This window comes from Amycolatopsis saalfeldensis (genome assembly GCF_900110575.1).
Taxonomy (GTDB): domain Bacteria; phylum Actinomycetota; class Actinomycetes; order Mycobacteriales; family Pseudonocardiaceae; genus Amycolatopsis; species Amycolatopsis saalfeldensis.
Genome location: NZ_FOEF01000003.1, coordinates 137530 through 161129, shown reverse-complemented (window position 1 = coordinate 161129; position 23600 = coordinate 137530). Strand labels below are relative to the sequence as shown.

The 23600-nt window shown below is 71.9% G+C and carries 18 protein-coding genes and 1 pseudogene; 7 read left to right on the top strand and 12 right to left on the bottom strand.

All coding sequences use genetic code 11. The features are described from left to right. The first annotated feature begins 71 nt into the window (after positions 1–71). Both BMY97_RS08410 and BMY97_RS08405 read left to right on the top strand, forming a co-directional pair. Positions 72–1280 (top strand): oxygenase MpaB family protein, encoded by a 1209-nt coding sequence (locus BMY97_RS08410; RefSeq protein WP_091615050.1) that lies wholly within the window; start codon positions 72–74, stop codon positions 1278–1280. 31 nt (positions 1281–1311) lie between these two features. After that, positions 1312–2202 (top strand): oxidoreductase, encoded by an 891-nt coding sequence (locus tag BMY97_RS08405; protein WP_091615047.1) that lies wholly within the window; start codon positions 1312–1314, stop codon positions 2200–2202. Between the two features lie 62 nt (positions 2203–2264). On the opposite strand, the pseudogene BMY97_RS49530 reads toward BMY97_RS08405, so the two are convergent. From BMY97_RS49530 to BMY97_RS08385, 4 genes and pseudogenes are all read right to left on the bottom strand, one after another. Further along, positions 2265–2411: pseudogene (locus BMY97_RS49530) on the bottom strand (nitroreductase/quinone reductase family protein); the annotation flags it as partial. Then, a complete protein-coding gene (locus tag BMY97_RS08395) occupies positions 2396–3034 on the bottom strand; it encodes an ABC-2 transporter permease (RefSeq protein WP_091615044.1) in 639 nt (212 codons plus the stop codon). The pseudogene BMY97_RS49530 and the gene BMY97_RS08395, both read right to left, overlap by 16 nt. After that, a complete protein-coding gene (locus BMY97_RS08390) occupies positions 3031–3933 on the bottom strand; it encodes an ABC transporter ATP-binding protein (protein WP_281246887.1) in 903 nt (300 codons plus the stop codon). The genes BMY97_RS08395 and BMY97_RS08390 overlap by 4 nt, the downstream gene beginning before the upstream one ends. A 70-nt stretch (positions 3934–4003) precedes the next feature. Beyond that, positions 4004–4396: a GntR family transcriptional regulator gene (locus BMY97_RS08385; protein ID WP_091615039.1), complete on the bottom strand. Its 393-nt coding sequence runs from the start codon at positions 4394–4396 to the stop codon at positions 4004–4006. 99 nt (positions 4397–4495) lie between these two features. Here BMY97_RS08385 and BMY97_RS08380 point away from each other — a divergent pair, with 99 nt between their 5' ends. Then, positions 4496–5122 carry an alpha-ketoglutarate-dependent dioxygenase AlkB family protein gene (locus BMY97_RS08380; RefSeq protein WP_091616170.1) on the top strand — a complete coding sequence of 209 codons (627 nt, stop codon included), beginning with the start codon at positions 4496–4498 and terminating at the stop codon, positions 5120–5122. Positions 5123–5577: 455 nt separating this feature from the next. Here the strand turns inward: BMY97_RS08380 and BMY97_RS08375 are convergent, their stop codons facing one another. From BMY97_RS08375 to BMY97_RS08365, 3 genes are all read right to left on the bottom strand, one after another. After that, the gene (locus BMY97_RS08375; protein ID WP_091615036.1) at positions 5578–6852 is read right to left on the bottom strand and encodes a cytochrome P450; all 1275 of its coding nucleotides are present in this window, start codon (positions 6850–6852) and stop codon (positions 5578–5580) included. Between the two features lie 53 nt (positions 6853–6905). After that, positions 6906–8570 carry a peptide-N4-asparagine amidase gene (locus BMY97_RS08370; RefSeq protein ID WP_091615033.1) on the bottom strand — a complete coding sequence of 555 codons (1665 nt, stop codon included), beginning with the start codon at positions 8568–8570 and terminating at the stop codon, positions 6906–6908. Positions 8571–8663: 93 nt separating this feature from the next. Beyond that, complete coding sequence (locus BMY97_RS08365) at positions 8664–11420, bottom strand: glycoside hydrolase family 78 protein (RefSeq protein WP_245787220.1); 2757 nt, start codon at positions 11418–11420, stop codon at positions 8664–8666. Positions 11421–11719: 299 nt separating this feature from the next. Here BMY97_RS08365 and BMY97_RS08360 point away from each other — a divergent pair, with 299 nt between their 5' ends. Then, the gene (locus tag BMY97_RS08360) at positions 11720–12721 is read left to right on the top strand and encodes a LacI family DNA-binding transcriptional regulator (RefSeq protein ID WP_091615027.1); all 1002 of its coding nucleotides are present in this window, start codon (positions 11720–11722) and stop codon (positions 12719–12721) included. Between the two features lie 41 nt (positions 12722–12762). Here BMY97_RS08360 and BMY97_RS08355 read toward each other — a convergent pair whose 3' ends face one another. From BMY97_RS08355 to BMY97_RS08345, 3 genes are read right to left on the bottom strand one after another with little or no spacing between them, the layout of a single operon-like run. After that, entirely contained in the window at positions 12763–13650 is an 888-nt protein-coding gene (locus BMY97_RS08355) for an ROK family protein (protein ID WP_091615025.1), read from the bottom strand. Beyond that, positions 13647–16541 (bottom strand): glycosyl hydrolase 2 galactose-binding domain-containing protein, encoded by a 2895-nt coding sequence (locus tag BMY97_RS08350; protein ID WP_091615023.1) that lies wholly within the window; start codon positions 16539–16541, stop codon positions 13647–13649. The genes BMY97_RS08355 and BMY97_RS08350 overlap by 4 nt, the downstream gene beginning before the upstream one ends. Before the next feature lie 11 nt (positions 16542–16552). Continuing rightward, positions 16553–18001 carry an APC family permease gene (locus tag BMY97_RS08345; RefSeq protein ID WP_091615021.1) on the bottom strand — a complete coding sequence of 483 codons (1449 nt, stop codon included), beginning with the start codon at positions 17999–18001 and terminating at the stop codon, positions 16553–16555. A 571-nt stretch (positions 18002–18572) separates the two neighbouring features. Between BMY97_RS08345 and BMY97_RS08340 the strand changes: the two genes are divergently transcribed. Further along, positions 18573–19811: an ROK family transcriptional regulator gene (locus tag BMY97_RS08340; RefSeq protein WP_245787219.1), complete on the top strand. Its 1239-nt coding sequence runs from the start codon at positions 18573–18575 to the stop codon at positions 19809–19811. A 42-nt stretch (positions 19812–19853) separates the two neighbouring features. On the opposite strand, the gene BMY97_RS08335 is transcribed toward BMY97_RS08340, so the two are convergent. Continuing rightward, the gene (locus tag BMY97_RS08335) at positions 19854–20495 is read right to left on the bottom strand and encodes a TetR/AcrR family transcriptional regulator (protein WP_245787218.1); all 642 of its coding nucleotides are present in this window, start codon (positions 20493–20495) and stop codon (positions 19854–19856) included. Positions 20496–20771: 276 nt separating this feature from the next. Here BMY97_RS08335 and BMY97_RS08330 point away from each other — a divergent pair, with 276 nt between their 5' ends. Further along, positions 20772–21863, top strand: coding sequence for a J domain-containing protein (locus BMY97_RS08330; RefSeq protein ID WP_091616163.1), 1092 nt, complete (start codon positions 20772–20774; stop codon positions 21861–21863). A gap of 633 nt (positions 21864–22496) precedes the next feature. Beyond that, positions 22497–23144, top strand: coding sequence for a DUF998 domain-containing protein (locus tag BMY97_RS08325; protein WP_091615016.1), 648 nt, complete (start codon positions 22497–22499; stop codon positions 23142–23144). A 7-nt stretch (positions 23145–23151) separates the two neighbouring features. Here BMY97_RS08325 and BMY97_RS08320 read toward each other — a convergent pair whose 3' ends face one another. Next, complete coding sequence (locus tag BMY97_RS08320) at positions 23152–23571, bottom strand: hypothetical protein (protein WP_091615013.1); 420 nt, start codon at positions 23569–23571, stop codon at positions 23152–23154. Positions 23572–23600: the final 29 nt, after the last annotated feature.

The following is a 23600-nucleotide window of genomic DNA, read 5'->3' as shown; positions in this document are numbered from 1 at the left end:
CGCAACACCCTCGCATCAGCCTAAACGGCGTGATGTTCAGGCAACGTGGCCTCAGGGAAGCAGGTAAGTAAATGGAAGATCTCAGCAGGAGGAGGGTCCTCACCCTCGGTGCCGCACTGGGCCTCGCCGGTGCCGCGAGCGTCACGCCGGCGTGGGCGTGGGCGTCGTCGGGATCGGTGGCCGGAACCGGCACGGGCACCGATCCGTGGTCGGTCTGGGACGACGAGGCCGACCCGCTGCTGGCCGCGCTCCTCGACAACGGCCAGGTTCCGGCGGTCAACGCCGCGCTGCATTCGTGGCTGAACAACGGTGATCCGCTGCCGGCCGGACTGCCCGCGGACCTCGCCACCCACCTCGGCCGGGCCAACCGCCTGCCGTCCTGGGCCGACCCCGCCAAGCTGCGCCTGGCCGCCGATTTCAACCGCCGCAAGGACACTTACCTGTTCATGCTGTACGGCCTCGGCAGCGGCATCATGAGCACGGTGATCCCGCGGGAGGCCAGGTCGGTCTACTGGTCCGCGGGCGGCGCGAACATGAAGGACCGCGCGGCCAAGACTTTCACCTTCGGCTACGACCTGAGCGAGCTGACCGCCTTCGAGCCCGGCGGCCAGTTCGTGGTCACGGCCAACAAAACGCGCCTGGTGCACGCCGGGGTGCGGCACCTGCTGCCGCAGTCCGCGCACTGGCGGGCGGTCGCCGAGGAGAAGACCCCGATCAGCAACGGCGACATCCTGGTCACCTTCCACAGCCTGGGCACCTTCGTGCACCGGAAGCTGCTCGAATGGCAGGTCCCGATGACGGCCGCGGAGGAGGACGCGTTCCTGCACCTGTGGCAGGTCGCCATCCACCTGCTCGGCGTGCGGGACGAGTTCATCCCGCGGAGCTGGGCCGCCGCGGACGCGCAGTCGGCGCAGGTCCTCACCCCGATCCTCACTCCGACCACCGAAGGCAAGGAGCTCGCCCAGGAGCTGCTCGGGCTGACCGCGCAGCTCGATCTGGGCGTCACCCGCGGCTTCCTGAACGAGTTCGTGCGCTACGTGCTCAACGACCGGATCGCCGACTGGCTCGAACTGCCCCGCGACTACCTGGCCGCGGCCGCGGTCCGCACCGGCTGGCCGGCCTACATCGCCTTCCGGGAGGGACTGCTGCCCGTCGCGCCCGCCGGGTTCTACGCGTTCGACCAGTTCGTGCGGGCCATCGCGATGCTGTTCCTCGACAACGGCACCTCACCGACGCAGACGCCGATCGTGATCCCGGTCGCGAACCGCCCCGGGGCCTGAATCACGCACGGTCAGTGGGCACAATCAACGCATGACAACGACCCCGAACGTCGCCGTGGTCGGCCCGGGAGCGATCGGCACGACCGTCGCGGCGGCGCTGCACCAAGCCGGGCGCGCGCCCAGGCTGTACGGCCGCACCGCCCGTGCCCAGCTCGAGCTGCGTGCCGCGGCGGACCGCATCGTGGTGCCCGGCCCGGTCCGGGTCGACGCGGCCCAGGGCGCGGCCCCGGCCGACCTGGTTTTCCTGGCCGTGAAAGCCACTCAGGTCGAGGCGGCCGCGCCCTGGCTGGCCGCGCTGTGCCGGCCGGACACCGTGGTCTGCGTGCTGCAGAACGGGGTGGAGCAGGAAACCGTTGTCGCCCCTCATGTCCCCCATGGCCGGGTGCTGCCCAGCATCGTCTGGTTCCCGGCCCAGACCCAGCCCGACGGCTCGGTCTGGCTGCGCGACGAGGCCCGCCTGACCGTGCCGGACACCGAGCCGGGCCGCGCCGTTTCCGAAGCGCTGTCCGGAAGCCTGTGCACGGTCGAGCCGGCCGCCGACTTCACGTCGCTGGCGTGGCGCAAGCTCCTGCAGAACGCGATCGCGGGCCTGATGGCCCTCACCGGCAGGCGCGCGGGCGTGTTCGCCCGCGACGACATCGCCGGGCTCGGCCTCGCGTACCTGCGGGAGTGCCTCGCCGTGGCCCGGGCCGAGGGCGCCGAACTCGGCGACGAGCTGCCCCAGGAGATGATCGACGCCTTCCGGTCCTACCCGGCCGACATGGGCACGTCGATCCTGACCGACCGCGAGGCGGGCCGGCCGCTCGAATGGGACGTCCGGAACGGGGTCGTGTTGCGGCGCGGGCGGCAGCACGGCATCCCGACCCCCATCAGCGAGCTGGTGGTCCCGCTGCTCGCCGCGACCAGCGACGGTCCCGGCTGACGCGCTCGGTGCCGGTCAACGGCGGCGGGCGGGCGGGCCGCCGGATTGCGGAACCAGTCGGGATCCCTTGGCGTGCCACGGTTCAAGGCGAACACCACCAGGTCCGCACCGTCGGCCACGTCGGACAACGGAGTCGTCCTGGCTTCGCCGCCGCGCGCGCCGGTCGTGGTGAGCAGCAACAGGGGCCGGGCAGTCAGGTGACCGCCCACCGCGCCGTGCCCGACTTGGCCGGGTCGATGATCGTGGCGACCGCAGCGGAAATCACGAACAGGACCGCGCCGGCGACGGCGATGAGAGCGAGCCACATCGCGTCCGGGCGGATGTTCAGGTGAAATCGGGTCACGGCCACCGCGGCCACCGCGATCGGGAGGATCGTGCCGAGCAGGCCGGCCCGCAGGTAGCCGAAACGGACGTACAGCGGGTACTGAATGGAGATGTTGAGCGCGAACGCCGCCCAGGAGATCGCCAGCACCTCCGCGACGGCCGGGCCGGCGAAGGCGATGTTCTGCACGTGCGCCGATACCAGCGACGCGGCCATGCCGACGACTGAGTAGCAGACGAAGATCGCCAGCGACCACAGGTAACGCCCGAGCAGCAGGGACCGGCGGGTGACCGGCAGAACCGCGTACAGCGTCTCCAGCTTCGCCTTGTCGGAGACCTGGAACGGGTAGCTGGCCGTCCAGGACGCGGACAGGATGATCAGCGCCGGCAGGATGACCTCCGGCCGGTCGAAGAGCATGACCAGGACTATCCCGGTGGTGATGAGGGCTTGGCGGCGATAGGGCGCGATGACCCGCAGGTCCAGCACCAGCAGCCGGGCGAGAGTGGTCACTTGGTCGCCCTGCTTGAGATCGAACGGGCCGCCCGAGGCTCGGCATCACCCGGCGATTCGGCTCCCGGGCCGTGACCGGTCGCGGGCGCTCCGAGATGGACGGCGAGCTCCTCCAAGGTCGGAGCCTCGATGACCACCCGCGCGCCCAGCAGTCCGGCATCCTCGGCAGGTACCAGCGCCTGTGCCCCGATCGCGGTGCGGCGGGCGCCGATGAGCCGGACGCCGGGGGTGTCCGCCAAATCGTCCGGGCCGCCCCGCACGACGCGGTAACTGTCCAGGACCTCCTCCTTGGTGCCGGTGCAGATGATCCGCCCGCCGTGGATGAGCGTCAGGTAGTCGCCGATGCGCTCGAGGTCGGAGGTGATGTGCGTCGAGAACAGCACGCTGTGCCCTTCGTCGAGGAGGAAGTCCCCGAGGATCCCGACGAGTTCGTCCCGGGCCACCGGGTCCAGGCCGCTGGTCGGCTCGTCGAAGACGAGCAGCCGTGCTTGATGGGACAGCGCCAGCGTGATCATCAGCTTCACGGCCATGCCGCGGGACAGGTCCTTGACCCGGGCCCGCGGACTCAGCCCGAAGGCCCCGAGCAGCTGGTGGTACCGGTCGGTGTCCCAACGGTCGTAGAAGGGGCGGACCGCCCGCTCCACCTCGGTCAGCCGCCAGTCACCGACGAGATAGGTGTGGTCCAGGACGACCCCGAGGTCTTGTCGCTGTGCGACCGGACCGGGCACCGGGTGACCGAGCACCTCGATCTCGCCCTGCTGGATCTGCTGCATGCCCAGCAGACATCGGATGGTCGTCGTCTTTCCCGCGCCATTGGCTCCGATAAAACCCATGACGTAGCCCAGCGGAAGCGAGAAACTGATGTCGCGCAATGCGAATGAGCCGACTGTGGAGCTCACTCCACGAAGGGCGAACGCAAGGTCTGAATCCACGGACTGGCCCCTTCCTCCATCGTGTTGTCCGGTCGCGTTACTCAAGGCTGTTCGCCTTCTCGGCCTGGATCAGCGCATCGAGGATCTCGATGAGATCGCCACGGCTCAAGCCGGCCGGGCGGGCGGCATCCAGTGCGGCTTGCAGGCCTTCTTCCACTTGGCGGACCCGCTGCTCCCGCACGAGTTCCGTGTCCAATGGCTGAACGAAGGCGCCCTTGCCCGGGACGGTCGTGATGAATCCCTCGGCAGCCAGCTCCGAATACGCCCGCGTCGTCGTGATGACACTGATCCGCAGATCGCGGGCCAGGGCGCGGACCGACGGCAACGGAGTGCCCTCCGCGAGCTCGCCCGCCAGGATGGCCGCGCCCACCTGTTCCTTGATCTGTTCGTACAGCGGCGTGCCGGCACTGTTCGACAAAACGACCCGCACGACCCTCCTTCCCTCACTGAATATGTACAGTATATACAGAAAGGACAGCAGTGAGGCAAGTCCCGCCGTATGTTCGAATGATCGTGTAGGGTGGCCGCCATGACGCAGGCACTGCAGGGCTCGCTGTTCGGCGACTCCGGGCCGGCCGAGCTGGGCCCGCTCGGCGACGCCCGGCGCACGGAGCTGGGTGAAGGCGCGTGGGTCGACGTGCTGCCCGGCTGGCTGTCCGGGTCCGGGGAGCTGTTCACCCGGCTCGCCGCGGAGGTCCCGTGGCAGGAGGAGCGGCGGCAGATGTACGACCGCGTCGTGGCGGTGCCGCGGCTGTTGTGCTTCTACGGCGAGGAAGCGCCGCTGCCCGATCCGGTGCTGGCCTCGGCGCGGGAGGCACTGAGCACGCACTACGGCCCCGAACTGGGCGAGCCGTTCCGCACCGCGGGCCTCTGCTACTACCGCGACGGCCGCGACAGCGTCGCCTGGCACGGCGACAATCTGGGCCGCGGCCGCCGCGAGGACACCATGGTCGCGATCCTCTCGGTCGGCTCCCCCCGGGTTTTGGCCCTGCGCCCCCGCGGCGGCGGCGAATCCCACCGTTACCCCCTGGGCCACGGCGACCTGATCGTGATGGGCGGCTCCTGCCAGCGCACCTGGGAACACGCGATCCCCAAGACGGCCAAGGGGGTGGGGCCGCGGATCAGCATCCAGTTCCGGCCTCGCGGGGTCCGCTGAGCCCGCGGTGGTCCCGGGCGCCGCGATGCCACCGGCTCACGCGCGGCCGACCCGGTCGCGGCCACGCTCACCGCTGAGGAAGGCTCGCCCGTCGCAGGAGCCGCTGAACCTCCACCGGCCCGGACACCACCGACCCACACGCGGCCCGAGAACGGCCGCGCTCACCGCCGGAGAAGGCTCGCCCCTCCGCTGGGGCCGCCGAACCTCCACCGACCCCGGACACCGCGACAGCACAGCGGCCCGCACGCGGAAGGCTCGACTGCGGCCACGCTCACCGCCAGAAAAGGCTCGCCCCTCGCAAGGGCCGCCGAGCCTGTGGTGGTCCCGGACAACGCGCCGGCTCGTGTGGTCACAGCTTTCGGCAGCAGCACAGGCCCGCGCGGCCGAACGACCGAGCCCCGAGCCACCAAAGCCGAGCCACCGAGCCGCGGGTGACCGAGTCACCGAACCGGCGGTCAGTCCACCAGCACGGGCAGTGAATCGAGCCCGTAGACGATCGACACCTTGCGGAACGTCAGCTCCTCCGGTTCCACCGCCAGGCGCAGCTTCGGGAAGCGCCGGACCAGGGCCGGGTAGGCGGTGCGCAGTTCCATGCGGGCCAGTTCCGCGCCGATGCAGCGGTGGGCGCCGTAGCCGAACGCCAGGTGGGAGGTGGGCTCGCGGGTCGGGTCGAAGCTCTCCATGTCCGCGCCCAGGACCGCGTCGCGGTTGGCGCCGGAGAGCGAAGCCAGCACGATGTCGCCCTCGCCGATGCGGACGCCTTCGATCTCGATGTCCTGCTTGGCGAAACGCGGGAACGCCATCTGCACCACGGCCAGGTACCGCAGCAGCTCCTCGACGAACCGGTGCACCGCGTCGTCGTCGCCGTTGGCGGCGTCGAAGGCCGCCGGGTCGCGCAGCACGACCAGGGCGCCGAGGGCGAGCATGCTCGCCGTGGTCTCCAGGCCGCCGGTCAGCACGCCGTCGGCGAGGCCCGCCAGCTCCTGGTCGCTGATCTCGTCGCCGTGGTCCTTGATCAGCATGCCGAGCAGGCCGTCGCCCGGCTCCTCGCGCTGCTTGCGGACGACTTCCAGCAGGTACTCCAGCGATTCCGACATCGCGCCGAGCGAGGCGCCCGCCCCGCCGAACAGGTCGAAGCGCGCGGTGCTCAGCCGCTGGACGTCTGCGCGGTCCTCATAGGACACGCCGAGCAGCTCGCAGATCACCAGCGACGGGATCGGCAGCGCGAACTGCTCCCACAGGTCGACCGGGCCCTCGGTGGCGGCCATCGCGTCGAGCTGCTCGTTCACGATCGCGTCGATCCGCGGGGTCAGCCTGCTGAGCCGGCGCATGGTGAACTCCGCGGTCAGCAGCTTGCGCAGCCGCGTGTGCACCGGCGGGTCGGCGAAGCCCAGGCCGCCCGGGTTCTGGTCCTCGGTGACCCCGGCGTTGCCGACCAGGTTGGTGAAGTCGTTGCTGAACTCCGACACCTTGCCGAGGACGGCCTTGGCTTCCTCGTACCCGGTGACGAGCCAGGCGTTCAGCCCGAACGGCATGTCCAGCTTCCGGATCGGCGCCTCGTCCCGCGCGGCGCCCAGCTCGGCGACCGGGTCGAGGCCCTCACGGCGCAGCGGCATGAGCGCGGTGTCCGGCAGGAAGGCCATCTTTTCGAGGTCGAAACCCCGCTTCTGCTGCCGCGCCAGGTACCGGCGGCCGACCCAGGCGAGGGCACGCGAACGGAGACTCCCCATGGCGGCGAGACTACCCCACTGCCCCGAACGAGTGAGGACGGCGGAGACGGCCGTCACCCGTGGTTCGGCATCCCGACATCCGCCGTGACCAGGCCGTGATCAGTCGTGATGGCGTGCCAGTACGGCCGGCCGCGGTCGTCCACGCCCGCGTACGTGGTGCGGGAGCTGCCGTCGGACTCCGTGTTGACGCCGTTCGTGCGCGCCAGCACCCCGGACGAGCCGAGCCACTCGCGTGACGCCGAGACCGGGCGCCACGACCGCCCGTCACCGGCGAGGTCCGACAGCTGCATCGTCATGTCGACCGCGCCGGTGAGCCGGAAGTTCTGGTCGTCGACGTAGTTCGCCGCCGAGGCGTCCACCGTGAGCGGGTACGACCAGTCGTGCCGCGCCGCGGAGCGCGCCTTTCCGTCCACTGTGGACACCGAGGTCTGCTTTCCGGCGTCGGACTGCACCACGTGCTGGGTCAGGCCGGCGGCCGTCACGTCGTCGCTGTTGCGGTAGTCCCGCGTCCGCTCCACCCGCGTGTAGACGCGGCCAGCGGAGGTGTCGACGTAGCCCGCCGTCACGTCGTCGCGGCGCGCGGTCACGGTGGCGTTCACCCCGCCGGTGATGTCCTTCACCGCCGTCTGCTTCGCCGCTACCGGGGCGACGTCGTCCTGTGTCAGCGCGCCGGACGTGCGCGCGGCGTGCTGGTCGGTGTCGAGCAGCAGGGTCGCCACCACGCTCCAGGAGCCGCCGATGTCCGGCACGGTGAACGAAAGGTCGTGCGCGCCGCCGTCCACGAGCCGCCCGGCGAACGGTGTGAGGTCGAGCGTTTCGGCGTGCAGGCTGAACGTGCCGATGGCGACCACCGGCCGCCACAGAGTGGGCACGATGCCGCCGGAGTAGATGTGCGGGAACGTCTGCACGCCGCCGACCGGGGCGCCGTCGAGGGCCGCGTTCGCCTCGCGGAACGGGCCGTGCCCGCACATGTTCGCGGCCGGGTACTTCGCCGCGACCTCGTCGGGCACGTCGTCGAACCACTGCTCGTCGCAGGCGCCGCCCTCCAGCGTCACCTCGAGCCGGGCGCGGGTGATGTTGCGCGGCAGGTCTTTCGCGGCGAAGTGGACGGTCGCGGCGCCGGGCTGCGCGTCGGCGTGCGGGAAGCCGACGACGCGGTCGGCGGTCTCGGGCGCCGGGTGCGCGTGGTCGGCGCGGTAGTAGGTGAGCGTGACGGTCTGCGCGTACACGCCGGTGTAGACATCGGAGGTGTAGTTGCCGATGCCGCCGGTGAAGGGCTGCGGGGTGCGGAGCAGCGCGGTGTAGGGCGTCAGGTCCTTGGCGAGGTGGTACGTGATCGCGCGGTGGCCCTCGCCGCTGGGCTCCTCCGTGGTGCCCCACCACACCTCGGTGCCGCCGATCAGGAGGTCGCCGATCCGGTCGTACTGGCGGCCGCTGACGGTCACGGTCTGGTCCATCACGACCTTCGCCCACGGCCCGGGGCAGCTCTTCGGCGGCGTCACCGTGCCGGAGTACGTCTGCGGGCTGCCGTCCGCCGCGTTGGAGGGGAACTTCTCCGCCAGCGACACCGTGCAATGCGGGGTGTCCGGGCGGCTGACCGCGGGCGCGGGCGAGACCGGGTTGTCGGTGTCGCCCTCCAGCACGGGCCCGGCCGAGGCGACCGCCCCGGTCAGGAACCAGGCCAGCAGGACCGTCGACAGGAAAACGAGAATCCGCACCCGGGCTCCTCCCAGAATGAGCAAACCACGCTGATGCTAACCGCCGGCCCACCCGACGAACGGCGGGAACCTCGAACGGCCCCGGTCCGGGTCTCAGCCGGGCAGCAGCGCCTCCACCGCGGCCCGCGCCTGGGCGCCCGCCCCGGCGAAGTCCTTGCGCGCCAGGAACTCCGGCAGCTCGGCCGGGGCGAAGTCCAGGTACGGCGCGGCCCGGCGGGCGAGGTCGGCCGCGTCCGTGGCCAGCTCGAAGCCGACCAGCACGTCGGTGTAAGACGCCCACAGCGCCGGTGCGTCGATCAGCTCCCGCACCGTCCGCGGCTTGGCACCATCGGCGGCGCACGGGTCCGCCACCGTCCACGAGTGCCGCCCGTGCGTCACGTGCACGGGCTCCGCGCCGGGCACGTGCACGGTGGCCGAGGCACCCGCCGGGACGACGACGTCGAGCGTGAACCGGCCGTCCTCGCGCCGCCACGACACCGAGGCCTCGCCATAGGGCGTCTCGTGCCGCGCCCACGCGTGGGTCAGCGCCGCGTCCGGCCGCGGCCGGACCTCCAGCGAGCGGTAGCCCGGGGACGACGGCGCGAGCCCGGCGACCGTCCGGTGCAGCCAGTCCGCGACCGCGCCGAGCGCGTAGTGGTTGAACGACGTCATCTCGCCCGGGTTCACCGAGCCGTCCGGCAGCATCGAGTCCCAGCGTTCCCAGATCGTGGTGGCGCCCATGGTCACCGGGTAGAGCCACGACGGGTTGCCGCGTTCCAGCACCAGCCGGTACGCGAGGTCCGGACGTCCCGAAGCGGTCAGCGCGTCCGCGATCAGGGGTGTCCCGACGAACCCGGTGCCGATGCGGAAACCGCCGGCGCGCACCAGATCCGCGAGCCGGCCGGCGGCCACGGCGCGCTGCCCGGCGTCCGGCAGGAGCGCGAACTCCAGCGCCAGCGCGTACGCCGTCTGCGCGTCGCTCACCAAGCGACCGGAGACCGTGACGTACTCCCGCGCGAAAGCCGCACGCGTACGCGCGGCGATGTCTGCGTACGTCGCCGCGTCTTCCTCGAAGCCCAGTACGCGAGCGGCGTCCGCGACGATGCCCGCCGAGTGCGCGAGGTAGGCCGTGGCGACGACGTCCGGGTCGGCCTTCGCCGCGAACGGGTCGTCCGGCGGCGCGTCCGGGTCCAGCCAGTCGCCGAACTGGAAGCCGCCCGCCCACACGCCGCCGGTGGCCGCAGCCGCCATCCGGTCGACCCAGCCGCGCATGCTGGCGAACTGCCGGCGCAGCACCTCGACGTCGCCGTAACGCTGGTGCAGCACCCACGGCACGACGGTCGCGGCGTCGCCCCACGCCGTCGCGGCGGGTGCTTCGGTGTGCAGCACGTCGGGCACCACGAACGGCACCGAGCCGTCGCCGGACTGCTCCGCCGCCAGGTCCTTCAGCCACGACGACAGGAACCCGGCGGTGTCGAAGAGGAACGAGGCGGTCGGCGAGAACACCTGGATGTCGCCGGTCCAGCCGAGCCGCTCGTCGCGCTGCGGGCAGTCGGTGGGCAGGTCGAGGAAGTTGCCGCGCATGCTCCACACCACGTTCTCGTGGAAGCGCTCCAGCAGCGGTTCCGAGCAGCCGAACCAGCCGGTGCGGCGCAGGTCGCTGCCCACCACCACGGCCTCGACGTCGGCCGCGGCGAGGCCCTCGACGCCGGTGATCTCGGCGTAGCGGAAGCCGTGGAAAGTGAACTCCGGCGCCAGCACCGCCTCGGCCGCGTCGTCGAGCACGTACGAATCGGCCGCCTTCGCGCTGCGCAGGGGCCGGGTGCCCAGCTCGCCGTGTTCGAGCACCTCGGCGTGCCGCACGGTCACCTCTTGGCCGGCCCGCGCATCGCGGACCTTGAGCCGCACCCAGCCGACGAGGTTCTGCCCGAAGTCCACCAGCGTCGCGCCCGAAGGCGACGCCGAGACCGTCACGGCCGGCAGCACCTGCGTCACACGGACCGGCGGGCCGTCCGGGGCGACCAGCTCGCCGGGCGGGCCCGGCAGCACCTCCACACCGTCCACAACGGACTCGTGCGGGCGGAGGTCGGTGCGCTGGCCGTCGTAAATGTCGTTGTCCACGACGGCGCTCTCGTGCGCGGTCCACTGCTCGTCCGTGGCGACGACCTCGGTGGTCCCGTCGTCGTAGCGGACTTCCAGCTGCGCCAGCAAAGCCACCCTGTCGCCGTACACGCCGCGCTTGCCGGTCCAGCCGAGGCGGCCGCGGTACCAGCCGTTGCCCAGCAGCACGTCGAGGCGGTTCTCACCCTCGCCGATCAGCGCCGTGACGTCGTGCGTCCGGTACCGCAGCCGGTTCCGGTAGCTGGTCCAGCCCGGGCCGAGCACCTCGTCGCCGATCCGCGAGCCGTTGAGCGTGGCCGAGTGGACGCCGAGCGCGGTGACGTAGAGCCGGGCCGACGCGACGGCCGAACGCGGTGTCCACTTGCGACTCAGGACGGGCGCGCGCCCGCCGATCGTGCCGATGGCGCGCGGGCTGACGAACCGGGCCGTCCAGTCCCCCGCGTCGAGCAGTCCCGCCTCGACCGGCGACGGTTCGCTCCAGTCGCTCCAGTCCTCCCCCGAGGCCACGCGGACGCGGACGACCGCGCGGGCCCGGGAGGCCAGCGGCTCGAACGGCCACGGCACCAGCACCTGCTCGGCGGACTCGACGCGGACGGGGGCGCCGCCGTCGCGCTCCACCTCGTACGCGGTCTGCGCCCAGCCCGGGTCACCGGTCCGGACCTGCCAGGAGATCCGCGGTTCGGCCGTGCCGACGCCGAGCGCGGGGTCGAGGTGTTCGAAGCGGACAGCTGCGACGACGCTGACGGCCAAGGCGTCCTCCTTGACGCGGGCGGTTGTACAGTGCGCGAACCACCCTGACTTGAAACGTATCAACCATCGGGCCGGGCGAGCGTAACCAGTCGGAGCACGGAGAATCAACCCCCAGCCGCGCCACGCCGGGCGGGTTGGCCGCGCCGCGCCGTTTCGGCTACCTTCGTGGGATAGCCGCCGCCGGGTCCCGCTTTCCGGGCTCGCCCAAGCCTCGCCGACGCGCCGGGCACCCACTCGTCTGAAACGTTTCATATGCGTGTTACGCTGGCTTTTGAGTTCATCGAGGGGAGATGAGGGCCGTGGTCGGCATCAAGGACGTGGCCAGGCAGGCCGGCGTCTCGATCGGCACGGTGTCCAATGTGGTCAACCGGCCGCACGTGGTCGCCACCGCCACGCGCAACCGCGTGCTGTCGGTGATCCAGGAGCTGGGCTACGTCCGCGACGAGTCCGCGCGGCAGCTGCGCGCCGGCCGCAGCCGGATCCTGGCGCTGCTGGTGCTGGACCTCGGCAACCCGTTTTTCGTCGACGTCGCCCGCGGCGCCGAGGAGGCCGCGCACGACGAGGGGCTCAACATCATCACCTGCAACAGCAGCCAGCGGGTGGAGACCGAGGCGTCGTACCTCGCGATGCTCGCCGAGCAGCGGGTCCGCGGGGTGCTGCTGAGCCCGGTCGACACGGCCGGCGACGCGATGCAGGCATTCCGGCGAAGCGGGATCCCGTACGTGTTCGTGGACCGCAAGGTGCCGGCGGAGGACGCCAGCTCGGTGTCGGTGGACGACGTCGCCGGCGGGGAGCTCGCGGCGCGGCACCTGCTGGAGACCGGGCACCGGCGGATCGCGTTCGTGAACGGCCCGATGCTGCTCACCCAGTGCCGCGACCGCGACCGGGGCGTGCGCTCGGGGCTGGCCGGGTCCGGCGCCGAGCTGTCCGTGCTGGAGGCGATCGGCCTGGACGTCAGCTCGGGCCGCGACGCCGGCGCGCGCCTGCTCGGCATGAGCCCCCGCCCGACGGCGGTGTTCTGCGCCAACGACTTGCTCGCCCTCGGCGTGCTGCAGGCGATGGTCGGCGCGGGCGTCCGGGTCCCCGCTGAGATGGCGATCGTCGGGTACGACGACATCGAGTTCGCCGGCGCGGCGGCGGTCCCGCTGACGTCGGTGCGCCAGCCCGCGCTGCGCCTCGGCCGCACCGCCGCGAGCCTCCTGCTCGCCGAGACCGGCGACGAGCCGCCGCAACGCCGTCAGGTCGTCTTCACCCCGGAACTCGTGGTCCGCGAATCGACCCGGGTCCGCAAGGACTCGTGAGTGTTCACGCCGGTTAGAACCGGCGTAAACACTCACGAGTCCTAGAGCGCGAGCGCGACGGCGCCCAGCAGGGAAGCGTCCTGGTCGAACCGCGCCGGGACCAGCTCGGGCGGGAACGGCACGGCCGCGGCCAGGCGGTCGCGCAGGGCGGGCAGCAGCACGTCGGCCGAGCGGACCAGCCCGCCGCCCACCGCGACGCGTTGCGGGTCGAACGCGATCGCCAGGTTGGCCACGTGCATGGACAGCTCGTCGAGCGCCGCCGTGACCAGCTCCTTGGCCTGGGTGTTCTCCCGGGCCAAGGCGAACAGCTCGCCGGCGGTGACCGGGCGGCCGAGCAGCGCGCTCGCCCGGCTGCCCAGCCCGCGCCCGCCGACGGCCTCCTCCAGCGGCGCCGCCCCGCTGGCGAAACCGTCGGTGTCCGGCGGGGCGAGCAGGTTGTAGCCGATCTCCCCCGCGGCCCCGTTGGCGCCGGTCAGCAGCCGGCCGCCGACCAGCACCGCCGCCGCGATGCCGGTGCCCAGCGAGAGGAACACCGCCGGGTCGGCCCCGGCGAGCGTGCCCCACTTCCACTCCGCCAGCGCCGCCGCCTTCGCGTCCGTGCCGACCGCGATCGGCAGGTCCGGGAACTCGGCGGCCACCAGCTCCTTCAGGTGCAGCCGCTCCCACCCCGGCACGTTCGGCGCGAGGAGGATGCGGTCCGGCAGCACGATCCCGGGGCTGACCACGCCCACCGAGCCGAGGTGCGCGTACGCGTCCGAGACCAGGGACCTGGCCCCGGCGAGCGCGCGCGTCACCACCTGCTCGGCCCCCGCCGCCGCGTCGGTGTCCAGCCGGCGCGTGGCCAGCAGGGTGCCGTCGCGGCGGGCGAGGCCCAGCGCCACTTTCGTGCCGCCGAAATCGATGCCCAGGACCAGTTCTTCGGACGTCACTCGCGGGTCCCCTCGACCTTCGGCGGAACGGCCGCGTGCCCGCCGCCGCGCCCACCGGCCGGCACCACGACGCTGCCGGTGTTGAACCCGTCGACGCTGATCACGGCCGGCGCGCCGTGCAGGTCCGCCGCCTTGTAGCTGACGGTCAGCGTCTGCGACTGCCCGGGCCACAACGTGATGTCGTTGTCGTCCCAGGTCGCCGCGGCCAGCTGGTTGTCACCGGCGGCCTCGTGCCCGTCCGGGGTGCCCCGGCGGACGTCGGCCCGCAGGAAGAACCCGACGGCCGGGGTCTTCGAGGTGTTGGTCACCGTCACCGTGGTCGCGGTGTCGGCGCCGTCCGGCCCGGGCGCGGCCTTGGTCGAAGCGGTCACGCCGACCTGTGACTTCGGCAGGTCCTGCAGCGCCGTGAAGTCGCTGTACTGGCTCAGCGTCGCCTGCGGCTGGCCCAGGGTCTTGCCCCAGTCGACGACGTCCTTCTGCGTGGACATCCAGTAGACGTTGCGGTCGACGACCTTGCCGCCCTGGCTGACCTGCAGCTCGACGAAGTAGACCTGCGCCTTGGCCGGCGCCTTCGTCTCGGACGGCACCTTCGGCTTCAGCACGCCGGTCTGCACGCCCTGGCTGCCGAGCGAAACGTTCTTCGCGGTCTGGTCGTCGAGCACCTTGCCCGCCGTGTCGTAGACCTTGGCCTGCACGGAAAGCCCGGACTGCGCGGTGGCGCCGAGGTTGTCGACGGTCACCTGGCCCGTGTCGTAGCCGTAGATCGCGTGCAACGGCTTGTTGGCCTTCTTCGCGCCGAAGAAGGCGCCCGCCTGGTCGCCGTCGTCGTTGTAGAGCGACCAGAGCAGCGTCGGCCAGCCCTTGTTCAGCTGCCAGTAGACGACGCCGGTCGACGGGTTGTTCTTGTCGGTCGAGTGCGCCAGGAAGGACTCGAACTGCGAGCGGGTGTTCTCGTAGTTCGCGAGCTGCGCGGACTCCACATAGGACTCGAGCGAGTTCCAGGCGCCGTACCGGTGGGTGATGGAGTTGTCCAATGTGTACAGCGTGCCGAAGGCGTAACCACCGTGGTCGGGCTCGAAATTGGCGTGGTACTGGTTGTACGCCGGGTCCTGCCACAGCTTCGCCTGCTCGGCCGGGGAGAGGAACCGCTTGATCGAGTCCAGCGTCGGCACGGTGTGCCCGGCGCTCTGTTCGCTGGCGAAGCCCCACGAGCCGCCCGCGTTGGTACGGCTGGAATCGGTCTTGTCGAAGTGCGAGGTGTCGTACCAGTAGGACGGCGGGACCCAATCGTAAGGCCCCTCCTTCTCCCCCGAACTGCCCAGCGTCGGCGTGCTCTTGTACTCGGCCGAGGCGATCACCGGAACCTGGAAGTCGGCTTCCTTGAAGGCCTTGAGCGTCTCGCTCTCCTGCCGCGCGACCGGCTCGTTGTCGCTCCAGCCGTAGTTGAAGACGCTGGGGTGGCTGCGCTCGCGCTGCCCGATCGAGTAAGCCGAGTCGTGCATGATCGTGTAGTCGCGGTCGGTCAGCTTCGAGGCGTCCTCCGGCTGCCAGGCGTCACAGCACAGGAAGCCGCCGATCACCAGCAGCCCGGCGCGGTCGGCCTGGTCGTAGAAGTCCTGCGGCATGTCGTGGCCCTCGAGCCGGACGCCGGACAGGCCCAGGTTCTTGATCAGCGCGAGCTGGTGCGCGGTGTCGGCCTTGTCGTAGCGCAGGAACAGGTCCGGCGCGAAACCGCCGCCGCGGAACACGAAGTCCTTGCCGTTGACGGCGAACTGGCGCGCGCCGTCGGGCAGCGGGGTGGACTTGCCGACCAGCTTCGAGGTCACCGTGCGGATGCCGAACGTGTCCGAGGAGGAGGTGGACAGCACGCCGCCCTGGGAAACCGCGGTGCCGAGCGTGTACAGCGGCTGCGCTCCCATCGAGTACGGCCACCACACCTGCGGTCGGCGGATCTTCAGCTGCCCGAACTTCGCCGGGGTGAACGAGACGGTCTGCTTGGCGTGCGCGGGCACGGTGACACGCTGCTCGACCACGACCGGCGCGCCACCGCCCGGTGGGGTGACGGTGGCCGCGACGTCACCGGTCTGCGCGGTGGCCGCGTTGTTCGTGACGTCCACCTTCACCGTGAGCGACGACGTCGACAGGTCCGCCGCGTTGTCCTGCACCACGTGGGCGTTGCCGCCGGTGAGCGCGTCGGACAGCTGCAGCGTCGGCGGGTACTGGAGGCCGGTGTTGTTGTCCGGCGGGATCTGGCCCCAGTCCACCTGGTCGAGCGTGTACATCTTGAGCGGGTCGTTCGGGTAGACCTTGATCGCCAGGCTGTTCTTGCCCGGCTTGAGCAGCTTGGTCACGTCGAAGGTGTGCCCGGCGAACGCGCCGCTGACCACGTCCTTGCCCGCCACCAGGGTGCCGTTGACCCAGACGTCGCCCTCGCCGACGATGCCCGGGATGGTCAGCTGCCCGTTTTTCCCCTTGGTGAACGACGGGTCGAAGTCCGTGCGGTACCACCACGGGTCGGAGAACGGCTTCGTCACCACGGGGCCGACCTTGTCGACGTAGCCGAAGCACTTGCGCATGTTGTCGGAGTAGAAGACGTCCGGGCACTTGCCGTTCTGCACCAGCGCGTTGATCTCGGTGCCGGGCGCGCCGGCGTCGTCCGGCTTGACCGGCAGCCAGCCCGCGGTCGGATAGCCGGGGGTGGAGACCTTGGCGCCGCCGTCCTTGACGCTCGCGGTGGTGAGCACCTGCCAGCCGGCCAGGCCGATCGTGGACAGGCCGTGCGGCTTGGCCGTCGTGTGCTGCTCCGGCGTGACCTGTGCCGAGGCGGGCGCGGCCACGCTCAGCACGCCGGGCACCAGGATCAGCGCGGCGGCCGCGGCGATCCTGGCCATGGGCGGTTTCCTCATGCCTCAGCCCCTTCACTGGTGGTGTGCGGCGAAGCGAACGCCTCGCGGATGTCCTTCGGCCCGAACGGCCACGCCTTCTCGGCCGCCGCGTAGATCAAGAAGGCGACGACGCCGAGCACGATCCACGCCACGGACAGGATGATCGAGAGCCAGGTGGCCGAGACGTAGATGTACACCCAGCCGGCGAGCGCGATGATCGTCGGGACCGGGTAGAGCCACTGCCGGTACGGCCGGTCCAATCGAGGCTGACGGCGGCGCAGCACCACGATGGCGGCGACCTGCGCGAGTGACTGGATGATCACGAGCACCGTGACGGCGGCGTTGATGACGTCGGTCAGGGTGAACAGCGAGCCGATCGCGGTGATCACGCCCATGGTGAGCACGCCCGCGGTGGGCAGGTTCAGCCGCGGGTGCAGCTTGGCGAAGACCGGCAGGAAAACCTTGTCGCGCGCGGCTTCGAACGGCACGCGCGAGCCGCCGAGCAGACCCGCGAACACCGAGCCGATCGCCGCGATGACGATGAAGACGGTGATCACCTTCGCGGTGACCGTGCCCCACGCCTGTTCCAGCACGCTCGAGGCGACCGACGTCGCGCTCTTCAGCTCCTCCAACGGGATCGAGCCGAGCACGCCCACCTGGAGCAGGAAGTACAGCGACATGATGCCGAGGATGGAGTAGATGATCGAGCGGGGCAGCGTCCGGCCGGGGTTGCGCACCTCGCCGCCGAGGTAGGCGGAAGTGTTGTAGCCGAGGTAGTCGTAGATCGCGATGATCAGGCCGGCGCCGAGGCCGCCCCAGAACGCGCCGCCCGAGCCGAACGCGCCGGGCGTGAAGGCGAACGCTTGCGCGCCGCTGAAGTGCGAGAAGGCCGCGACGATCACGGCCAGCACGGCGAACAGCATGATGACGAACAGCCCGGTGGTGAGCTTGCTGATCTGCCCGATGCGGCGGAACAGCGCCAGCACGATCACCAGGACGACGGCGATGCCGATGACCTTGCCGAGCGGGGTGGTGCCGGCGTCGTCGGTCACGCCGGGGATCAGGTAGCCGAGGTACTGGACCAGCCCGATGATGCCGGTGGACATGATCAGCGGGATGAACAGCACCGCGCTCCACGCGAACAGGAACGGCATCAGCCGCCCGGTGCGGTACTGGAACGCCTCGCGAAGGTAGACGTACGTGCCACCCGCGCCGGGCAGCGCGGCGCCGAGCTCGGCCCACACGAGGCCGTCGGCCAGCGCGATGATCGCGCCGATGATCCAGCCGAACATCGCCTGCGGGCCGCCCATGGTCGCGACCATCGCGGGGATGGTGACGAACGGGCCGATCCCGCACATCTGCGTCATGTTGATCGCCGTCGCCTGCAGCGGCCCGATCTTGCGTTCGAGGCCGGTGGGCGAAAGGTCCGCCGCCCCCGGGCCCCCCGAACGGGTGGGTGAGCTCACGTCGTGCCTCCATCCGATAGTTAGTAAAGCTTCTTAACATAAGATGTACGGGGCCGGAAGGGATCCGTTTGTAAAGTTGTGGAAACACGAGCGAAGCGAGGACGGGGAGAGCGTGGCAGCGGACGGTGCGGGAGGGGACGAGCCGCAGGTGGCGGCGGTGACACGGGACCCAGTGTCACCCCCGGCCCCAGATCCGGCGGGCCGTGGCGGCGCGAATGGTGGAACGCAAGGCGGACGTAGGGCGCGGCGGGGGTTGGGTGGTGGCTCGGGCAACGGGGCACACGGCGGGCAAACGCCACGGACGCCCGGCAACGGCGCGAACAACGAGGCACAAGCCAGGCAAACGCCACGCAGCCCGGGCAGCGGCACAGACAACGAGGCACACGGCGGCCGGACAGCGCCGCGAGGGCCGGTGCCGGGTAGTGGCTCGGGCAACGGGACACAAGGCGAGCAAACGCCACGGACGCCCGGCAACGGCGCGACCACCGGCGCACAAGCCGGGCAAACACCGCGAAGCCCGGGCAGCGGCGCGAACAATGGGGCGCAAGAAAATGGGGCGCAAGGAGGACGCATGGCGCGCGAGCTGCGAGCGATCACCGCGACGGAGACGGGGCGGCCGCTCGGGCCCGCGCCGCAAGTCGGGACGCCCGCGAGTATGCGGGCGTTGAACCAGCGTCTGGTGCTGCAGCGGCTGCGCGACCACGGTGAGGCGACCCGCCCGCAGATCGCCGGGGACACCGGGTTGTCGAAGCCCACCGTCGGGCAGGCGTTGCTCGATCTGGAGCAGTACGGGCTCGTCCGGGCGGCCGGGCACAGCCTGTCCGGGCCGGGGCGGGCGGCCGTGGTGTACCGGGCCGCGCCCGAGGCGGGGCACGTGGCGGGGGTGGACATCGGGCGGCGCTCGATCCGCGTGGCCGTCGCGGATCTCGACGGCAGCATCGTCGCGCGGCTCGACGAGCCGAACCGCTGCCGTTCGGCCGGCGCGCTCGTGCGGACGGTCAGCGAGGCGGTCTCGCGGACGGTGGCGGCGGCCGGGCTGGCGCCGGGGGACGTCGTCGCCACGGTCGTCGGCACACCGGGCATCCCGGACGCGCGCACCGGCACCGTGCACCGCGCCCCGAACCTGCCCGGCTGGGAGCGCAAGGGCCTGCTGCACGAGCTGGCCGACGAGCTGGGCGCGCACGGCTCGCAGCTGGTGGTGGAGAACGACGCGAACCTGTGCGCCGTCGGCGAGCACGCGCTCGGCGCCGCGCTGGGGGTCGACGTGCTGGTGTGCCTGACCGTCGGCACCGGCATCGGGATGGGCGTGCTGGTGGACGGCAGGCTGTTCCGCGGCGCCCACGGCGCGGCCGGCGAGATCGCGGACCTGCCGGTCGGCTCCGGCGGCGCCCGCGCCAAGCGGCCGGGCCCGATGGAGGACGCCGCGGCGGCGCACGCCGTGGTCGCGCACGCCCGCGAGCTGGGGGTCGGCAAGGCCCGTACGGCGAAGGACGTCTTCCGCCTCGCGCGCGAAGGCGATCCGCTGGCCCGGCAGGTGGTCGAGGCCGAAGCCGTGCACCTGGCGCACGTGGTGGCCGCGGTGACGGCCGTGCTCGACCCCGGCCTGATCGTCCTCGGCGGCGGCATCGGCGGCAACGCGGACCTGCTCGCCGAGCCGATGCGCCGCACCCTCGCCGCGACGACGCCGTTCGCCGCGGAGATCATCGCCGGGCAGCTGGGCTCGGAGGCCGTGCTGGCCGGCGCGATCACCACCGCGCTCGGCACCGCCCGCGAGCTGGTGTTCGACCGCCGCGAGCCGCGCCGCGCCTGAAGACTCGTGAGTGTTCCGCCCGGTTGGAACCGTCCGGAACACTCACGAGTCCCGCAGGGCGGCGGCCTCGACGACGCCCAGCAGGGCGGTCAGGTCGTCGCCGAACTCGGTGTCCCAGGCGACGTCCGGGTCGAGCCGGGTGCCGAGGCGGTGGTGGCCCGGCAGGTCGGCGGGGGCGAAGCGAGCCCGGCGCGACCGTGCGGCCCGGCGGGCCGCGGCGAACCGCCCCTCGACCTCGGACAGCACAAACCCCGCCACGAACGTGGTCAGCAGCCGCTCCAGGCGGGGCACGTCCGCGGCCGGCACACCGGCGTCGAGCAGCGCCGCGTACCAGCGGTCGGTGACCACCAGCGCCTCGTCGGCAGCGGACGCGCCGGCGGTGAACAGCAAGCCCGCCAACGCCGGATGCGCCCGGGCGAGATCGCGCAGTCCCCCGGCGAGCCGCCGCAGCCGTTCCAGCGGCGGGAGTTCCGCGCCCGGCTCGGGCAGCAGGCCCATCAGGTGGCAGGCGACGGCGTCGAGCAGGTCGTCCTTGCCGCGGAAATAGCCGTACAGCGCCATCGGCGTGAGCCCGAGCCGGGCCGCGACCGAGCGCATCGACACCGCGGCCGGACCGCGTTCGGCGGCCAGCTCCACCGCCGCCCCGACGATCTCCGGCCGGCGGGCGGCCTTGAGTTTCCGCACGTCCCCGAGTCTGCTGGGCGGTTCCCGAACCCGATCGAGCGACCGGCAACCACCGACAGTCACCGTCAAGGCCGGACCGATACACCGGAACGGACCCATCCACGACTGTCCACTGTGGTCACTGAACACTCGGCGTACCGGGGCGTTCCCTCGGGACGGCCCCTCCGGGCAAGCGGGCGGAACCGATTCACCCCGGCGCGCCGCGGAGGCGGTTGGCGGCGCCGATCGGGGACCCCATAGTGTTGCCGCGCCAGCCATCCGGAGGTGGAACGCGTCGTGCCCGAAGTCGACTACTACGCGGTGCTGGGCGTGGGGAAGACGGCCTCGCCCGCGGAGGTCAAGGCGGCCTACCGGCGGCTCGCCAAGACGCTGCACCCCGACGCCGGGGGCACGGTCGGCACGTTCCAGCTGCTCCGCGAGGCCTACGACACGCTGAGTGACCCCCGCCGTCGCACCGGGTACGACGCCGGCATCCCCGCCGTGCACACGCGCCCGGCCGCGCGGCCGAAGCGGCGGCGGTTCAGCGAGGAGCCCGGCTTCGTGCCGGAGCCGCTGGACCTGGCCCCCGAGGACCTCGACTGGTGGGTGTTCGCCGGTGAGGACACCCGCATGCGGCACGGCCGCCGCCGCGGGCCGGGGCACACGCCCGTGGTCGCGGCGGTCGCCGGCATGGTGCTCGTGCTGCTGCCGCTGCTCGCCGGGGTGGACTTCACGCCGCCGGTGCTGATCGTCTGGCTGCTGCTCACCGCGGGCACCGCGCTGCTGGTCCAGCGCCTCGCCCGCGGTTACCTCGCGGCGCGCAAGGCCCGCAGCGAATTCGCCGAGGAGTTCGGCGGCACTCCCGTGTTCGGCCACCCGGGCGTGGAGGCCGACGAGCTGGCGGAGCGGCTCACCGCCGACCTGCTCGAGCGGTACCTCACCCGGCTGCCCGGGGCCCGCATCTTCCACGGCCTGTCCTGGCCGGGCTCGGTGTTCGCCGACGTCGACCACGCCGTGCTGTGCGGCAAGCGCCTGGTGCTCGTCGAATCGAAGCTCTGGCTGCCCGGCCATTACGAGACCGCCGAAGACGGCCGCCTGCTGCGCAACGGCCGAGCCTTCCGCGGCGGCGGCAGCCACCTGGCCGAGAGCCTCGACGCCTACCGCGAACTGCTGCCCGGCGTCGCCCTGCGCGGCGCGATGATCGTGTACCCCAGCCGCGAGGGCGAGGTCACCACAGCCGACCCCGACGGCGAACCCGGCCCGCCGATGACCCCGGAGCAGTTCCTCCACGAGATCGGCGGCTGGCTCTCCGCCGAACCGTCCACTGTGGACCACAACGCCCTGCGCACGGTCCGCGGCCAGGTGGTCGGAAGCGGACGGGCGGCGTAACGGGCGCGGTCTCGCTCTGGACCGGCGCTCTCGCCGCAGACCGGCCGGGCAGCGCGAGCGGCGGCATCCCCGCTCAGCCGCGAGCGGGACCATCCCGCGCAGGCCGACCGAGCGGAGCGAACAGGACCCTCGGCACACAGACCAGCCGAGCGACACGAGCGGCACCCTCGCGCCCAAGCCAGCCAAGCGACACCCTCGCGCCCAAGCCAACCGAGCGACACGAGCGGGACCCCCGCGCCCAAGCCAACCGAGCCACGCGAGCGGGACCCCCGCGCCCAAGCCAACCAAGCCACACGAGCGGCACCCCCGCGCCCAAGCCAACCAAGCCACACGAGAGAGACCCCTCACGCCCAAGCCAACCAAGCCACGCGAACAGCACCCCCGCGCCCAAGCCAACCGAGCCACGCGAACAGCACCCCCGCACACAGACCAACCGAGCCACACGAGCGGCACCCTCGCACCCAAGCCAGCCGGGCCACACGAGCGGCAGTCCCGCTCGGACACGACCTGGCAGCACGAGCGGACCCGGTTCCCGCCCCACGGCTCCCGGCTCCCGGCTCACGGCTCACGGCTCCCGGCCGAACGGATCTTCCGCTCACACGGACCCGAACCCGGCTTGGCTAATCTCGGTGGATGACCGCCCTCGCGCAGGATCGCCGTCCGGATCGGCTCGCGATTGCCGGGATCGTCGCGCTCGGTCTCGGCGCGGTGGGCGTGCTCGTGCTCGGGCTTGTGCCGCCGACCGACCAGATCAGCGTCACCCGCCGAACGATCAGTGAGTACGGCCTCAGTGAGAACAAATGGGTCTTCGACCTCGCCGTGGTGCTGGTGGCCCTCGGCTCGGCCGTCAGCCTCGCGGTCCTGCGCCTGCAACGGCGGCTGCCGACCGTCTCCGCGATCTTCGGGGGGCTGTGGACGATCGGGCTGCTGGTGATCGTCGCGTTCCCGAAGACCGACTGGGCCGCGGGCGCCGATTCCGGCGCCGGCGGCACGCTCCACCGGGCCGCCAGCGTGCTCGCGTTCGTCTGCCTGCCGCTGGCCGTCCTGCTCGCCGCGCGCACGACGTTCCCCCACTCACCCCGGCGGCGCTTCGCCGCCCGGCTGCTGGCCGTGCTTTCGCTCGCCTGGTTCGCGATCATCCTCGGCGCCATCGCCGTCGCCGCCACCGCCGGCGGGCGCTGGTGGGAGATCATCCCGCTCGGACTGGTCGAACGCGGGATGGCGCTCACCGAGCTCGTCGCGCTGGCGGCTCTGGCCGCGCCCGCGCGTCAACGCGGCTGAACGGCGCTCAGAACGCGTCGGCCTGGGAGAGCTCCTGCTCCAGCTCGTCCGCCCGGGTCACCACCGACAGCAGCGGCCGTTCGAACTCCAGCTCCAGGTCCAGCGCGCCCAGCGGCACGGTGTGCTTGACCAGCGCGATCCCGTCCACCACGGCGGCCCCGCCGACGTTCGACGAGCCGACCAGCTCCAGCAGCCGCCGCAGGTCGACGCGGTCGGCCCAGCCGACCGGCGAGGAGATCTCGGCCCACGCCGTCCCGTCGAGGTCCGGCACCAGGTGCACGGTGACCTGCTGGGTCCGGCCGTTCCCGGTGTCGAGCCGGAACCGCACCCAGCTCTCGACCTCTTCCAGGACCTCGTAGCGGAGCCGCACGTAACTGACCACTTCGGCCCAGCGCGCCGCCGTCACCGTCTCAACCCCATCGCCCATGGCGCCAGCTTAACCGGACAACCCGGCGA

What these genes read in the sequence shown, in the direction of transcription:
- BMY97_RS08410 (WP_091615050.1), top strand. Translation starts at nt 72, where the DNA reads ATGGAAGATCTCAGCAGGAGGAGGGTCCTCACCCTCGGTGCCGCACTG.
- BMY97_RS08405 (WP_091615047.1), top strand. Translation starts at nt 1,312, where the DNA reads ATGACAACGACCCCGAACGTCGCCGTGGTCGGCCCGGGAGCGATCGGC.
- BMY97_RS08380 (WP_091616170.1), top strand. Translation starts at nt 4,496, where the DNA reads ATGACGCAGGCACTGCAGGGCTCGCTGTTCGGCGACTCCGGGCCGGCC.
- BMY97_RS08375 (WP_091615036.1), bottom strand. Translation starts at nt 6,852, where the DNA reads ATGGGGAGTCTCCGTTCGCGTGCCCTCGCCTGGGTCGGCCGCCGGTAC.
- BMY97_RS08350 (WP_091615023.1), bottom strand. Translation starts at nt 16,541, where the DNA reads ATGGCCAGGATCGCCGCGGCCGCCGCGCTGATCCTGGTGCCCGGCGTG.
- BMY97_RS08340 (WP_245787219.1), top strand. Translation starts at nt 18,573, where the DNA reads ATGGCGCGCGAGCTGCGAGCGATCACCGCGACGGAGACGGGGCGGCCG.
- BMY97_RS08325 (WP_091615016.1), top strand. Translation starts at nt 22,497, where the DNA reads ATGACCGCCCTCGCGCAGGATCGCCGTCCGGATCGGCTCGCGATTGCC.
- BMY97_RS08320 (WP_091615013.1), bottom strand. Translation starts at nt 23,571, where the DNA reads ATGGGCGATGGGGTTGAGACGGTGACGGCGGCGCGCTGGGCCGAAGTG.